13 protein-coding genes are annotated in these 13,295 nt (G+C 61.5%); all 13 read left to right on the forward strand.

Going from position 1 to position 13,295, the window contains the following annotated elements; genetic code table 11:
- Positions 1–51 precede the first annotated feature (51 nt).
- The 13 genes from ACBG85_RS08590 (at position 52) to ACBG85_RS08650 (ending at position 13,289) form a co-directional block, all read left to right on the forward strand.
- Positions 52–744 (forward strand): hypothetical protein, encoded by a 693-nt coding sequence (locus ACBG85_RS08590; RefSeq protein WP_372027073.1) that lies wholly within the window; start codon positions 52–54, stop codon positions 742–744.
- A gap of 419 nt (positions 745–1,163) precedes the next feature.
- Positions 1,164–1,748, forward strand: coding sequence for a 50S ribosomal protein L10 (gene rplJ / locus ACBG85_RS08595; protein ID WP_003942074.1), 585 nt, complete (start codon positions 1,164–1,166; stop codon positions 1,746–1,748).
- A 78-nt stretch (positions 1,749–1,826) separates the two neighbouring features.
- Entirely contained in the window at positions 1,827–2,213 is a 387-nt protein-coding gene (gene rplL / locus ACBG85_RS08600) for a 50S ribosomal protein L7/L12 (RefSeq protein ID WP_003941857.1), read from the forward strand.
- A 259-nt stretch (positions 2,214–2,472) separates the two neighbouring features.
- A complete protein-coding gene (locus ACBG85_RS08605) occupies positions 2,473–3,594 on the forward strand; it encodes an ABC transporter ATP-binding protein (protein WP_007728450.1) in 1,122 nt (373 codons plus the stop codon).
- 9 nt (positions 3,595–3,603) lie between these two features.
- Positions 3,604–4,398, forward strand: a complete 795-nt coding sequence (locus tag ACBG85_RS08610; RefSeq protein ID WP_003942038.1) for an ABC transporter permease — start codon at positions 3,604–3,606, stop codon at positions 4,396–4,398.
- A gap of 5 nt (positions 4,399–4,403) precedes the next feature.
- A complete protein-coding gene (locus ACBG85_RS08615; protein ID WP_003941894.1) occupies positions 4,404–5,264 on the forward strand; it encodes an ABC transporter permease in 861 nt (286 codons plus the stop codon).
- On the forward strand, positions 5,261–6,622 hold the full coding sequence (locus tag ACBG85_RS08620) for an MCE family protein (protein ID WP_003942007.1): 1,362 nt from the start codon (positions 5,261–5,263) through the stop codon (positions 6,620–6,622). The genes ACBG85_RS08615 and ACBG85_RS08620 overlap by 4 nt, the downstream gene beginning before the upstream one ends.
- Positions 6,619–7,698, forward strand: coding sequence for an MCE family protein (locus ACBG85_RS08625; RefSeq protein WP_003941932.1), 1,080 nt, complete (start codon positions 6,619–6,621; stop codon positions 7,696–7,698). Before ACBG85_RS08620 ends, ACBG85_RS08625 begins: the two co-directional genes overlap by 4 nt.
- Entirely contained in the window at positions 7,695–8,690 is a 996-nt protein-coding gene (locus ACBG85_RS08630; RefSeq protein ID WP_003942053.1) for an MCE family protein, read from the forward strand. Before ACBG85_RS08625 ends, ACBG85_RS08630 begins: the two co-directional genes overlap by 4 nt.
- Positions 8,690–9,943, forward strand: a complete 1,254-nt coding sequence (locus ACBG85_RS08635) for an MCE family protein (protein WP_372027076.1) — start codon at positions 8,690–8,692, stop codon at positions 9,941–9,943. The genes ACBG85_RS08630 and ACBG85_RS08635 overlap by 1 nt, the downstream gene beginning before the upstream one ends.
- On the forward strand, positions 9,940–11,217 hold the full coding sequence (locus ACBG85_RS08640; protein ID WP_003941859.1) for an MCE family protein: 1,278 nt from the start codon (positions 9,940–9,942) through the stop codon (positions 11,215–11,217). The genes ACBG85_RS08635 and ACBG85_RS08640 overlap by 4 nt, the downstream gene beginning before the upstream one ends.
- On the forward strand, positions 11,214–12,461 hold the full coding sequence (locus tag ACBG85_RS08645) for an MCE family protein (protein WP_003942085.1): 1,248 nt from the start codon (positions 11,214–11,216) through the stop codon (positions 12,459–12,461). Before ACBG85_RS08640 ends, ACBG85_RS08645 begins: the two co-directional genes overlap by 4 nt.
- 99 nt (positions 12,462–12,560) lie before the next feature.
- Entirely contained in the window at positions 12,561–13,289 is a 729-nt protein-coding gene (locus ACBG85_RS08650; RefSeq protein WP_007728440.1) for a hypothetical protein, read from the forward strand.
- Positions 13,290–13,295: the final 6 nt, after the last annotated feature.

Consider the following 13,295-nt stretch of genomic DNA (forward strand, 5'->3'; position numbering starts at 1 on the left):
GGTGGTATCGGTCCAACGGTGGTATCGATCTAACGGTGGCATCATCGGGGTATGCACGAAGCGTTCCAGTTCCTCGGAAACTTTTGGTGGCTGATCTTCGTTTTCGGCGGCACCATCGGTGGGGCGCTGAAGGGTGTCGCGGTTGCCAACGAAAGGCGGATCGAGCGCCGGCAAGAGCGCTTCCGGCTCAAGCAGCAGACCAAGGTCGCCATCGCGCAGGCCAACGCGCAACATCACGCCGACGAAGAAACACAGCGCCGAGAGCTGGCCAAGGCCATCGAGCAGCACGATGCGGTCGACGTCCGATGGTTCGCGTACGAGCTCGACCCGGTCACACTGCTCGACACCCCGATGATGACGGACATGCGCGAGCCTTTGACCGCCGAGTTTCATAGAGCCAAATATCGTGCCGATCTGCTTCGCCCAGGCAATCCGGAGACGATGATCGGCAACCAGCAGGCACAAACCGAGTACCGCGAGGCGGTGCACGCTTACGCGATCGCCTTCGAAATCGCGGAAGCTGAGACGAAGCGCCGCCGACGGAGCGGATTCACCCTCGACGAACAAGAGCGCCTGGTAAGGGCGCAACGTCTGCTGCGACTGGCCATGGACGAGGGCGCGACGCCACAGGAACGTCAGAGTGCGTATCGGAAGGCCCACAAGGAACTCGATGGACTGCTGGTGTTGCCGGACCGAGCTCGGGCAGCAATCGAACACAAGATCGCCAGGGCCATCGGTGCTTGAAGAAACCGGGTGCGTGACGAACCCGATTTGGTTATGCAGCGAGCAGTCAGGTAGTCTTCGACGCGGAGTTCAGTGCTGGATATGAACTTCACCCCAAAATCATGTTCTACCCAAGACCGTTGGTGATTGCACTCAGTGATGGGTGTGGTTGAAAGTCCGGGAGTGCCCGGCGGCCCACGTAGGTGAACGAGGTAGGGGGATAGCTTGATGTAGTGGTTCTACAGTTTGCCTGGTTATGCACTGCCTCGCTTTGCATCGTTACGCTGATTCGTAAGCCTCTTCTTCATGTTTCCTCTGTACGCCCCGTGCGCTTGCGCCGGGGCGTTTTGCATGTCGCGGACTGTGTCTTCTCGGGTTCACCCCGATGAGGTGCAGCGGTTCCTGAGTGGGACAACGACTGTCACGAGAGGAGGCGAAGTATGGCAAAGCCTGAGAAGGTTTCCGCAGTTGCGGAAATCACCGAGCAGTTCAAGGGTTCGACCGCCGCTGTGGTCACGGAATACCGTGGCCTTTCGGTTGGCAACATCACGACACTGCGACGCGCTCTCGGAGAAGGTGCCACCTACTCCGTCGCCAAGAACACCCTGGTCAAGCGTGCCGCCGCAGAGGCTGGCATCGAGGGCCTTGATGACCTGTTCGTTGGTCCGACCGCCATTGCATTCATCAAGGGCGAACCGGTCGACGCTGCGAAGGCTCTGAAGAACTTCGCTAAGGACAACAAGGCGCTCATCATCAAGGGCGGCTACATGGACGGCGCTGCGCTGTCCGTGGAAGAGGTCAACAAGATCGCGGATCTCGAATCCCGCGAAATCCTGTTGGCAAAGCTTGCCGGCGCGATGAAGGGCAACTTGGCAAAGGCCGCAGGCCTGTTCAATGCTCCCGCTTCGCAGATGGCCCGTCTGGCCGCTGCCCTGCAGGAGAAGAAGGCTGCAGAAGGCGGAGCCGCAGAGGCCCCCGCAGAGGCTGCCACCGAGGCTCCGGCCGAGGCCGAAGCCGAAAGCTGATCCGCACCCGCGCATCACTGCTATAACCCCGCCCGGTCGCGGATCAGCGACATGGGACTTACAGGAAGGACCGCCACAATGGCGAAGCTCAGCACCGAAGAGTTGTTGGACCAGTTCAAGGAGCTCACCCTCCTCGAGCTCTCGGAGTTCGTTAAGGCATTCGAGGAGACCTTCGAGGTCACCGCTGCTGCTCCCGTCGCCGTCGCCGCTGCAGGCGCACCGGCTGCCGGCGCAGAAGCTGCTGAAGAGCAGGACGAGTTCGACGTCGTCCTCGAGTCGGCTGGCGACAAGAAGATCCAGGTCATCAAGGTCGTCCGTGAGGTCGTTTCCGGCCTCGGCCTGAAGGAAGCCAAGGATCTCGTCGAGAGCGCTCCGAAGGCCATCCTCGAGAAGGTTGCCAAGGACGCCGCAGAGGCTGCCAAGGAAAAGCTCGAAGCTGCCGGCGCAAAGATCGTCATCAAGTAAGACGGTTTTCCCGCTGCTCTTCGCGAGTAGTAACGAAGAGGGCCACTCCCCAGGGGGAGTGGCCCTCTTTTTTTGAACTTTTTTCGCGGGTGATATGCCGGAATTCATGCAGGTGGGAGGGGTGTCCGAACTAGGCTGTGATCTGAATTATGCTTCTTCCCTACTCGTTAGTAGTATTCGCAGTCACGGGTACCACTCCCATGCGATAGAGTGACCCAACCCACACGGGTGCATGCATGCAACGGACGTCGCGGAGGTAATGGTGGGAGTCGAGGTAGCGGTACAAGGACTGACAAAGTCTTTCGGGTCGCAGAGGATTTGGCAGGACGTGTCGTTGACACTTCCCGCGGGTGAGGTCAGCGCACTGCTCGGGCCTTCGGGTACCGGTAAGTCGGTGTTCCTGAAGTCCCTGATCGGACTGCTCCGCCCTGAACAAGGCTCCATCGTCATCGACGGCACGGACATCCTGCAGTGCTCCTCCAAGGAGCTCTACGAGATCCGCAAGCTGTTCGGCGTTCTCTTCCAGGACGGCGCACTGTTCGGCTCGATGAACTTGTACGACAACATCGCCTTCCCGCTTCGTGAGCACACCAAGAAGTCGGAATCCGATATCCGCAAGATCGTGATGGAGAAGTTGGACCTCACGGGTCTGGTCGGCGCCGAGGACAAGCTTCCCGGTGAGATCTCCGGCGGTATGCGCAAGCGTGCCGGTCTGGCGCGTGCACTCGTTCTCGATCCCGAGATCATCCTCGTCGACGAGCCCGACTCCGGTCTGGATCCGGTGCGTACGACGTACATCAGCCAAACGCTGATCGACATCAACGCCCAGTCGGACGCGACGATTCTGATCGTCTCGCACAACATCAACCTCGCACGCACGGTGCCGGACAACATCGGCATGCTCTTCCGTCGTCAGTTGGTGATGTTCGGTCCTCGTGAGGTGCTGCTCACCTCGGACGAGCCCGTCGTCAAGCAGTTCCTCAACGGAACGATGATCGGTCCGATCGGTATGTCGGAGGAGAAGGACGAGGCTCAGATGGCGCACGAGCAGGCGCTCGTCGACGCCGGTCACCACGCCGGTGGTGTCGACGACGTCGAGGGCATCGTGCCGCAGATGAAGGCCACCCCCGGAAACCCGGAGCGGCAGGCTGTTCGTCGTCGCCAGGAGCGCGTCCGTCAGATCATGCACACCCTCCCAGCTAACGCACAGGCGGCGATTCAGGACAGCCTCGACGAGGTTGACGGAACTGGGCAGTACGATCCCCAGTACGCCGAAGCGAGCGGCTATCAGGGGGAGTGGAACGACAACTCGCAAGACACGCAGGTCATTCCTGCATACGAGGGCGATCCCTACGGAAACACGACACACGGGCAAGGGTAGGCATATCGGATGGGGGTTACCCGCAACTCGGTTCTGAGTCCGGTCAACGGAGCATTAACTCAGGCCGGAAACATCGTCGAACTGTTTGTCGACGTCGTCAGGAATACGTTCCGGCGTCCATTTCAGTTCCGTGAGTTCATCGAGCAGGCCTGGTTCATCGCCAGCGTGACAATTTTGCCGACGGCATTGGTAGCCATCCCTTTCGGCGCCGTCGTCTCACTGCAGACCGGTTCGCTGATCAAGCAGTTGGGTGCAGAATCGTTCACCGGCGCTGCCAGCGTCCTGGCGGTGATCCAGCAGGGTAGCCCCCTGGTGACAGCGTTGCTGGTCGCCGGTGCGGCCGGATCGGCCGTGACGGCCGATCTCGGTTCTCGAACCATCCGTGAAGAGATCGACGCGATGGAAGTCCTCGGAATCAATCCGATTCAGCGCCTGGTGGTTCCGCGTGTACTCGCGATGGTGCTGATCGCTGTTCTGCTCAACGGACTGGTGTCCGTCGTCGGTATCGCGGGTGGTTACTTCTTCAACGTGATCCTGCAGGGCGGTAACCCCGGTGCCTACATCTCGTCGTTCTCAGCTTTTGCGCAGCTACCGGACATTTGGAGCGGTGAGATCAAAGCCGCGGTGTTCGGTGTCATCGCTGGTGTGATCTCCGCGTACAAGGGACTCCACCCGTCCGGTGGCCCGAAGGGCGTCGGTGAGGCGGTGAACCAGGCCGTCGTCATCACGTTCCTGCTGTTGTTCTTCGCCAATCTGATTCTGACGATGGTGTACCTCCAGATCGTGCCGGCGAAGGGATCTTGACCTAAATGACCATCGCACGAGGCCGCGGCGATCAGTTCCTGCTGAAGAGTCGCAAAGTAGCCAGAATTCCAGTGAACGCGTTGGACCGCGCGGGCGAGCAGATGTCGTTCTACGCGCGCGCCATCGCGTGGACCCCGCGCACCCTGCATCGGTATCGGAAGGAGACGCTTCGACTACTCGCCGAAGTGACCTTCGGTAGCGGTGCGCTCGCAGTGATCGGCGGAACCATCGGCGTCATCGCGATGATGTCCGGATTCACCGGTGTCGTCGTCGGCCTCCAGGGCTTCGCCGCTCTGGAGCAGTTGGGTAGCTCGGTCCTGACCGGCTTCCTCTCCGCATACGTCAACACCCGTGAGATCGCTCCGATCGTTGCGGCTCTTGCGCTCTCGGCCACGGTTGGTTGTGGCTTCACCGCCCAACTCGGTGCCATGCGTATCTCCGAAGAGATCGACGCGCTCGAGGTCATGGCAGTTCCGTCGGTGCCGTTCCTGGTCACGACGCGCATGATCGCCGGCTTCGTCGCCGTCATCCCGCTGTACATCGTGGGTCTGCTTGCGGCGTACCTCGCCTCGAGAGTGATCAGCACGGTCTTCAACGGGCAGTCGACGGGTTCCTACGACCACTACTTCAACCTGTTCCTGCCACCGCAGGACGTGCTGTATTCGTTTGCGAAAGTCCTGGTATTCGCCTTCGTGCTGATCCTGATCCACTGCTACTACGGGTTCCATGCCTCAGGTGGTCCCGCAGGTGTCGGCGTGGCCGTCGGCCGCGCTGTTCGCGCCGCAATCGTGACGATCGCCGTTCTCGACTTCTTCCTCAGCCTCGCAATCTGGGGCACCACGACGACAGTGAGGGTGGCCGGATGATCGAGGCTCCGTCAGTCCTGCGCCGCCGTGTGCTCGGACTCGTGTTCTTCGTGGTGTTGGCATTGTTCCTGGCCTTCACCATCGGAACCTTCAACAAGACGTTCAAGGACGTCGTGAAGATCGACCTCGTGACCGACACAGTCGGAAATGCGTTGCCACCCAACGCGGACGTCAAGGTCCGTGGGCTGCTGGTCGGCGAGGTGCGATCCGCGTCGACGAAAGACGGCCAGGTCACCTCGGTCCTCGCGATCGAGCCGGACAAGGCTGATCTCATTCCGTCCAACGTCACGGCGCGTCTTCTCCCGAAGACGCTTTTCGGTGAGCGCTACGTCTCCCTGATCATTCCGGAGGGAACCACCGCGACCCCGATTTCCGCGGGAACGGTGATCCACCAGGACAAGAGCGGCAATGCTGTCGAGGTCGGCGACGTTCTGGACGGACTGCTCCCACTTCTGCAGGCGATTCCGCCGCAGGATCTGGCGAACACTCTCGGTTCTCTCGCGCAGGGTCTGACGGGACGCGGCGCCGAGCTCGGTCTGACGGTCGATCGTCTCGAGGAGATCTTCCGCGGCGTCAATACCGAACTGCCCGCGGTGCAAGAGGATCTGCGCAAGTTCGCGGACTTCTCCCAGACGTACTCGGACGCTGCGCCCGATCTGATCAACGCTCTCGACAATCTGCGGACCACGGGTAACACGGTGGTGCAGAAGCAGGACCAGTTGCGGACACTGCTGGCGTCGCTCACCGTGACATCGTCGGACACCGCAGCCTTCCTCGAAGCGAACTCGTCCTCGATCATCACGCTCGCTGCGGATTCGAAGGAAGCTCTCCAGCTTCTGGCCCAGTACTCTCCGACCTTCGGGTGCACGTTCAAGGGCTTCTCGGACACCGCTCCGGAAGCTGCCAAGATCCTGTCCACCGACGCGCCCAATCCTGGTGTGCGTGCGAGTATTCAGATCGTGAACCCCAAGGGTCGCTACCTGCCCAACCAGGACGAGCCACGGCTCGTCGACAACCGCGGCCCGGTTTGCTACGACAACGTCACCGAGCCCGGTCGTCCGTTCCCGCAGTACCCCGGCGGTTCGTACGGTGACGGTTCCTACCAGGTTCCTTCCCGCAATCCAGGTCCCGCCACCATGGAATTCCTGCCTGCACCCGAGGGCTCCGGACCTCAGTTGTTCTCGACCAACAACAGCGGTCCTGCGCAGCAGGCCGGCTACGCGGGCTCGAAACTCGAAGAGGATACGTTGAAGGTGATCTACGGACAGGCCAACGGTGTTGCGCCGGACGATGTTCCGGCGTGGACCACGATGGTCAGCGCTCCGGCATTCGCAGGTGCGGAGGTGAGCGTCCAATGAGAGGACTCGCAGCTCCGCTGACAAAGCTCATCATCTTCGTTGTGGTGACGGTCCTGGCGACAGGACTGCTGGCAGCCAGTATCGCCAACCTCGGCGGCGGTGGCGGCACCAAGTTCAACGCCGTCTTCTCCGACGTCACTTCGTTGAACGAGGGCGACGAGGTTCGCATTGCAGGTGTTCGTGTCGGCCAGGTCGAGAAGATTGCCATCGTCAACGACAACCAGGCCGAGGTCCAGTTCTCGGTATCCGACCGTGATTGGTTGCCGGCCAGTTCCATCGCCACCATCCGGTTCCGCAACCTGGTGGGGCAGCGGTACATCTCGCTCTCGCAAGGTGAAGGCAGCCAAGGCAAGAAGATCACCGGCGGCGATACCCTGCCGCTGTCTCAGACGCGCCCGGCAGTCAACCTCACGACACTCTTCAACGGCTTCAAGCCGCTGTTCACCACCCTGAGCGCGGACGACGTCAACAAGCTGTCGTACCAGATCATCCAGGTCTTCCAAGGCGAATCGGGCACCATCAGTGAGCTCGTGCGCAACACCGCGAGCCTGACCAACACCGTCGCGGACAAGGACGCGGTCATCGGCGCGGTGATCAAGAACCTCAACGACGTTCTCGACACCGTCAACGCGAACGACAAGAACCTCGATTCACTGATCGTCAACACCCAGCAACTCGTCACCGGGTTGGCCAACGAGCGTGGGGTGGTCGGTTCGGCCGTCACCTCACTCGCAGGCCTGACCGACGCGACGGCAGACTTGCTCGAGCCGACGCGGCCGTCGATTCAGGGCTCGATCACGGCACTCAACACGCTGGCGACCACACTCAATCGTCGGAGTGACGACGTCAACGCGGTGCTCGAGACCTTGCCGGTCAAGCTCGAGAAGCTCGCACGCGTAGCGAGCTACGGTTCCTGGTTCCAGTTCTATCTGTGCGGAATCGACATCGTTGCCGGTCCAGGACAGTCTGCGTCGCTGAATCTGCCCACCGGCCTGCCGACGGTCAATCAGCCGATTTACACCAACGCGGCCACGCGATGCACTCAAGACGGTATGAGGGAGTTGCAAGGTCGATGAGTAAACGTCGCAGTCCGGCAATGGCCGGAGCCATCGGTATCTTCGTGGTGCTGCTGGCCACTTTGTCCGCGTTCTTCCTCGATTCGCTTCCGTTCGTGGGAGCAGGCTCGTCCTATTCCGCCGAGTTCTCCGAAGCCGCGGGTCTCAAGCCTGGTAACGAGGTTCGTATCGCCGGCGTGAAGGTCGGCAAGGTCACTTCCGTCGATCTCGACGGTGACCGTGTTCTCGTCGACTTCAAGGTCAGTGACGCGTGGGTGGGAGATCAAACCTCTGCGTCCATTCAGATCAAGACCATTCTGGGACAGAAGTACCTCGCACTAGATCCGCGCGGAACCGACAACCTCGATCCCAAGGATCGGATTCCGCTAGAGCGCACCACCTCTCCGTACGACGTCGTTCAGGCCTTCTCGGCCGCGGCGGACACAGTAGGCGACATCGACACCGACCAGTTGGCGAAGAGCATGGAGACGTTGTCCCAGGCATTTTCCGAGACACCTGGCGATGTCCGCGCTTCGCTCGACGGTGTCAGTCGGCTGTCGCAGACGATCGCGAGCCGCGATCAGGACTTGCAGAAGCTCTTCGCCGCCACCGGGAAGACGTCGCAGATTCTTGCTGACCGCAACAAGGAATTCACCCAGCTGATCCGAGACGGCGGACTTTTGGTGCAGGAACTCAACAATCGCCAGCAAGCGATTTCGCAGCTGCTCACCGGAACTCAGCGCGTCTCTCAGCAGCTCACCGGTCTCGTTCGTGACAACGAGGCGGCAATCGGGCCGGCGCTGACGCAGCTCAACGGCGTCATCGACATCTTGAAGGCCAACAACGAGAACTTGGACAAGGCACTGAAGCTCTACGAACCCTTCATTCGCTTGTACGCCAACGTGGTCGGCAACGGCCGTTGGTTCGACCAGGTCGTCGTGAACCTCCTTCCGCCGGGTCTGCCGGACATTCCGGGCTACCGTGACCCCGTTCGTACGTTGGGAGGCAACTGATGGCTGATACTGCCGAAGCCGGAATCGGCTCCAAGAAGCGCTCGGTCGCGATCATCGCCGCTGTTCTGATCGGGTTACTCGTAATCGGTGGTGCGCTGTGGTGGGTGTTCACTCGCGCCGGAACCACCAAGATCACCGCCTACTTCGACAAGTCGGTGGGTATCTACGACGGCTCCGACGTTCGTGTTCTCGGTGTCAAGGTCGGCACCGTCGAATCCGTCGAACCCCAGGGAGATCAGGTCAAGGTCGAGCTGCGTGTCGATCGTGGGATCGACATTCCCGCGGGTGCCAGTGCCGCTCAGATCACGCCGTCGGTGGTTGCCGACCGCTACATCCAGCTGACACCGGTCTTCACCGGCGGCGACAAGATGGCCAGCGGTGCAGTCATTCCGATCGAGAAGACGGCGACGCCCGTCGAGGTCGACCAGTTGTACTCCAGCATCGACGAACTCGCGTCGGCTCTCGGTCCTGAAGGTGCCAACAAGAACGGAGCACTGTCCGATTTCGTCGAGACAGGTGCGGCCAACCTCGAGGGCAACGGTGAAGCGTTGGGAGACAGCATCACCAACCTCTCGGATGCCGCACGGACGCTCAACGATTCGCGTGACAACATCTCGCTCACCATCAAGAACCTGGATACTTTTGTGGGCGCTCTCGCGGCCAACGATCAGCAGGTGCGCCAGTTCAACACGCAGTTGTCGGACCTGACCGGATTCTTGGCAGGTGAGCGCGACGATCTCGGTGCCGCTCTGAACCAGCTCTCGATTGCGCTCGGCGACGTCGCGAAGTTCGTGGCCGACAACCGCGATCAACTGGTCCAGACAACCGAAGGTCTCGTCGAACCGACACAGACATTGGCGAACAACAAGGAAGCACTGGCCAACACGCTCACCATGCTTCCGCTGGCGATCTCCAACTTGGTCAACTCGTACGACGCCGAATCAGGTGTGCTGGCTTCACGTCTGGCGTTCCCTGATCTTCAGAACCCGGCCGGAGTGCTCTGCAAGTTGATGGACCTCGGCAAGCTGTTGCCCGGTGATCCGCGGTTCGAGGCATTGGGAAGGCAGATGCAACCGGCCATCGACCAGTGCGCAAACGTCGCAGCGATGACCGACGCAGCCAATCAGGCTGCAGGCCTGAACCTTCCCTTCGGCATCCTTGCCGGTTCCGAACGACAGATGCAGGTAGTTCCGGGCACTGTGCCCGGCGTCGTGTCACCGCGACTGACCAGTGGAAACGGGGAGGGCGAGTGAAGCGTTCATTGATAGTCGGCGCCGGATTGTGCGCCGTCCTGATCTCGGCAACCGCCTGCTCGTCCGAGGGGATCTACGCTGTCCCGCTTCCCGGCGGTCCTGATGTGGGTTCCGATCCGATGCACTTGACCATTCAGTTCGACGACGTGCTCGACTTGGTTCCGCAGTCCGCTGTGAAGGTCGACGGCGTTCCCGTCGGTCGCGTCGACGACGTGTCGGTCGGACCGGACGGATGGACCGCGGACGTCGGCATCATCCTCGACTCGTCGGTTGATCTGCCCGCCAACGCAATTGCCGCGGTCGAGCAGACCAACCTGCTCGGCGAGAAATTCATCCAGTTGTCGGCCCCGCCGTCCGGACCGGACTCTGCGAAGCTGGCCGACGGTGACCTCATTCCGCTCGATCGCACTCGCCACGCCACGGAGATCGAGCAGGTTCTCGGCGCATTGTCGCTGCTGCTCAACGGCGGCGGTGTGGGCCAGTTGCAGCCCATCGTCGAAGAACTCGGGGCCGCATTCGACGGTCGCGAGGGCAAGACGAGAAGTCTTCTGGAGCAGGCGAACACACTCATCGGTGGACTCAACGAACAGCGTGACGACATCACCCGCGCGCTCGACGGCCTGGATGTGCTCTCGACCCGCGTCAACGATCAGAACGAGAAGATCGGGAAGATTCTCGAGGAACTCCCCGTTGCGACACAGGTTCTCAACGAGCAGCGTCCGCAGCTGACGCAGATGCTCGCTCAGGTGGATCGACTCGGAACAGTGGGAACCGACGTCCTCACACAGTCCAAGGACGATCTGATCGCTGATCTTCAGGCTCTGCGTCCGACGCTGCAGGCGCTCGCAGACTCCGGTGACGACTTCGTGGGGGCACTTCCGTTCCTTCCGACGTTCCCGTTCCCGGACGGTGTCGAGAAGATTGCACAGGGTGGTTCCGTCAACCTCTTCCTGAGTGTCGACCTGCAGATCGGCAATACACTCTCGGGTCTCGGTGTCGGGCAGGGAGAACCGGAATACCGCCAGCCCAAGTTCGGCAATCCCAAGCCGGTGGTCGACCCCTCCAACCCGTACTACAACGGCAACGGACCGCGACCGGGCTGGCCGACAGTGTCACTGCTGCCGATCGCTCCGATCCTGCCGCAGGTTCCCGTTGTCGCCGGCCTTCCCGCCACAACAGCGGGTGACCCGGCAACGCCGGCGCCCGCGGCGAACCCACTCAACCCCATCCAGGGAATGCTGGAACAGTTCGGAATCGGCGGTGATGGACAGTGAGATCAGCTCTGGTCAGATGGCAGCTCGTCGGCTTTGTCGTGGTTGCGCTCCTGGGTCTCATCTACGTCGGCGCCAAGTACGTGCGCCTGGACAACCTCATGGGGTTCGGTCAGTACACGGTCAAGACCGAATTGGCCACGTCCGGTGGAATTTTCACCAACGCCGAGGTGACGTATCGCGGCGTGCCGGTCGGGCGAGTGGGCGACATGTCGTTGACCGAGGACGGAATTCAGGTCGACCTGAAGATCGACAACAGTGCTCCGGAGATTCCCGCGTCGGCCCGTGCCGTCGTGGCCAACCGCTCCGCCATCGGTGAGCAGTACGTCGACCTTCAGCCCGATACCGACCAGGGACCGTTTCTCGAGGACGGCTCGGTGATCGCGGTGGGGGACACCACAACTCCGATCCCGATCGAGGATGTGCTGACCAGTGCCAACGGCTTGGTCAAGTCCGTGCCCGTCGACGCGCTCCACACCGTCGCCGTCGAACTCGGTGCAGCGTTCAACGGCAAGGGCGAGGACATTCAGGTCCTGGCCGATTCGCTGTCCGGTCTCTCGCAGTCCGGGCTCGACACTCTGCCTCAGACGCTCGCGCTGATTCGGAACAGTGAGACGGTATTGACGACGCAGTCGGATCAGTCCTCCGCGATCAAGCAGTTCAGTACCGATCTCGATGCTGTCACGGCGCAGTTGCGGACCAGTGATCCGGACATCCGTCGCTTGATCGACAACGGCATCCCGGCCAGCGATCAGATCGGTGCCCTCATCAACGAGGCGGGCCCGAGCCTGACGACTGACCTGACCAATCTTGCCGCGACCACCAAGACGCTTGCGCCGCGAACGATCGCGCTGCAGCCGTTCCTGATCTTCCTTCCCGGTCTGGCCGCTGCCGCACCGACGGTTGCTCCCGGCGACGGAACGGTCCATCAGGGCTTGGTGCTGGAGACCAACAATCCGCTCTCGTGCACGGTGGGTTACGAAGGCACCATGGCGATCCTGGACGAGATGAAGCGTCAGAATCCCAATTTCGACGACACCCAGCAGGACTTCCCGCTCAACACCGCCGCGTCGTGTGAGACGCCGCTGGGCAGCGAGACGGGCGTCCGCAGTGCCAACCGCGTGGTGTACGCCGATCCCGACACGATCCAGCCTTGGGACTTCAAGCCGAAGGTCGATCCGGACAAGTTGAACCTCAACCCGATCGCGACGCAGTTGGCGCCGTTGCTCGGAGTGACACCGAAGTAGACCGATCCGAATGTGGTCGAGTTTGTGCAGTTCAGGCTACTGAGTTGTGGCAGTTGACGATTCGCGGCCAGAGGCTGGGCAAAACAGGTAAGTAGGGTAGTGAGTGTGATTCAGAGAAACAGTTCCCCGCAGTCCGGCGGGCCCGAGCAAGTCGAATCGGGAGCGCCGACAACCGGTAGACCGAAGGGGCTGACAGCGTCTCTGATTGCGGTCGGTGTCTTGCTTCTGGCGGCAGTGGTTGCGCTCGGTGTGTTCGGCGTCCCGTACGTTCGGGCGCTCACCACCGACCGCACCACCGCCGAGATGCGTGACGACGCGCTTATCGGTGCGCAGCAAGTCGCGATCAACCTCAACAACGCGGATTCGGCCAATCTCGACCAGTCGATCGAGAACATGCGTTCTTCGGTGACCGGTGACGAGATGACGACGTATCTGCAGACCGTTCAGGATTCCATCACAGACGAGTTGCGTAACTCGGGCTCGAAGGCTGACACCGAAGTCGTTCAGTCCGCGCTGACCGAGCTCAATACCGATGACCGGACCGCCACGGCACTGGTCGTCGTTCGAGTCACCACGACCCAGGGCAACCAGTTCGTCAAGAATCAGCTCGGCATGCGGCTGGGCATGGTCGAGGTCGACGGGGTCTGGAAGGCTCAGTCGGCTGATCCGATCGGCTCTCGGCTCGATCTCGGCTCCGGCACCCTGCCGGCCACCGACGGCTCCACGCCTGCTCCTGACGCAACGCCCGCACCCGGTTCGGGGACCGAGGCACCTGCCTCCGGTGCTCCTGCACCGACAACCGAGGGTGGTGATTCCGGTGGCCAGTAGTTCGTC

It is taken from the genome of Rhodococcus sp. NyZ502 (genome assembly GCF_041464245.1).
In the GTDB taxonomy this organism is placed as follows: domain Bacteria; phylum Actinomycetota; class Actinomycetes; order Mycobacteriales; family Mycobacteriaceae; genus Rhodococcus_F; species Rhodococcus_F qingshengii.

Coding starts and splice junctions, on each gene's coding strand:
- ACBG85_RS08590 (WP_372027073.1), top strand. CDS start 52: ATGCACGAAGCGTTCCAGTTCCTCGGAAACTTTTGGTGGCTGATCTTC.
- rplJ (WP_003942074.1), top strand. CDS start 1,164: ATGGCAAAGCCTGAGAAGGTTTCCGCAGTTGCGGAAATCACCGAGCAG.
- rplL (WP_003941857.1), top strand. CDS start 1,827: ATGGCGAAGCTCAGCACCGAAGAGTTGTTGGACCAGTTCAAGGAGCTC.
- ACBG85_RS08605 (WP_007728450.1), top strand. CDS start 2,473: ATGGTGGGAGTCGAGGTAGCGGTACAAGGACTGACAAAGTCTTTCGGG.
- ACBG85_RS08610 (WP_003942038.1), top strand. CDS start 3,604: ATGGGGGTTACCCGCAACTCGGTTCTGAGTCCGGTCAACGGAGCATTA.
- ACBG85_RS08615 (WP_003941894.1), top strand. CDS start 4,404: ATGACCATCGCACGAGGCCGCGGCGATCAGTTCCTGCTGAAGAGTCGC.
- ACBG85_RS08620 (WP_003942007.1), top strand. CDS start 5,261: ATGATCGAGGCTCCGTCAGTCCTGCGCCGCCGTGTGCTCGGACTCGTG.
- ACBG85_RS08625 (WP_003941932.1), top strand. CDS start 6,619: ATGAGAGGACTCGCAGCTCCGCTGACAAAGCTCATCATCTTCGTTGTG.
- ACBG85_RS08630 (WP_003942053.1), top strand. CDS start 7,695: ATGAGTAAACGTCGCAGTCCGGCAATGGCCGGAGCCATCGGTATCTTC.
- ACBG85_RS08635 (WP_372027076.1), top strand. CDS start 8,690: ATGGCTGATACTGCCGAAGCCGGAATCGGCTCCAAGAAGCGCTCGGTC.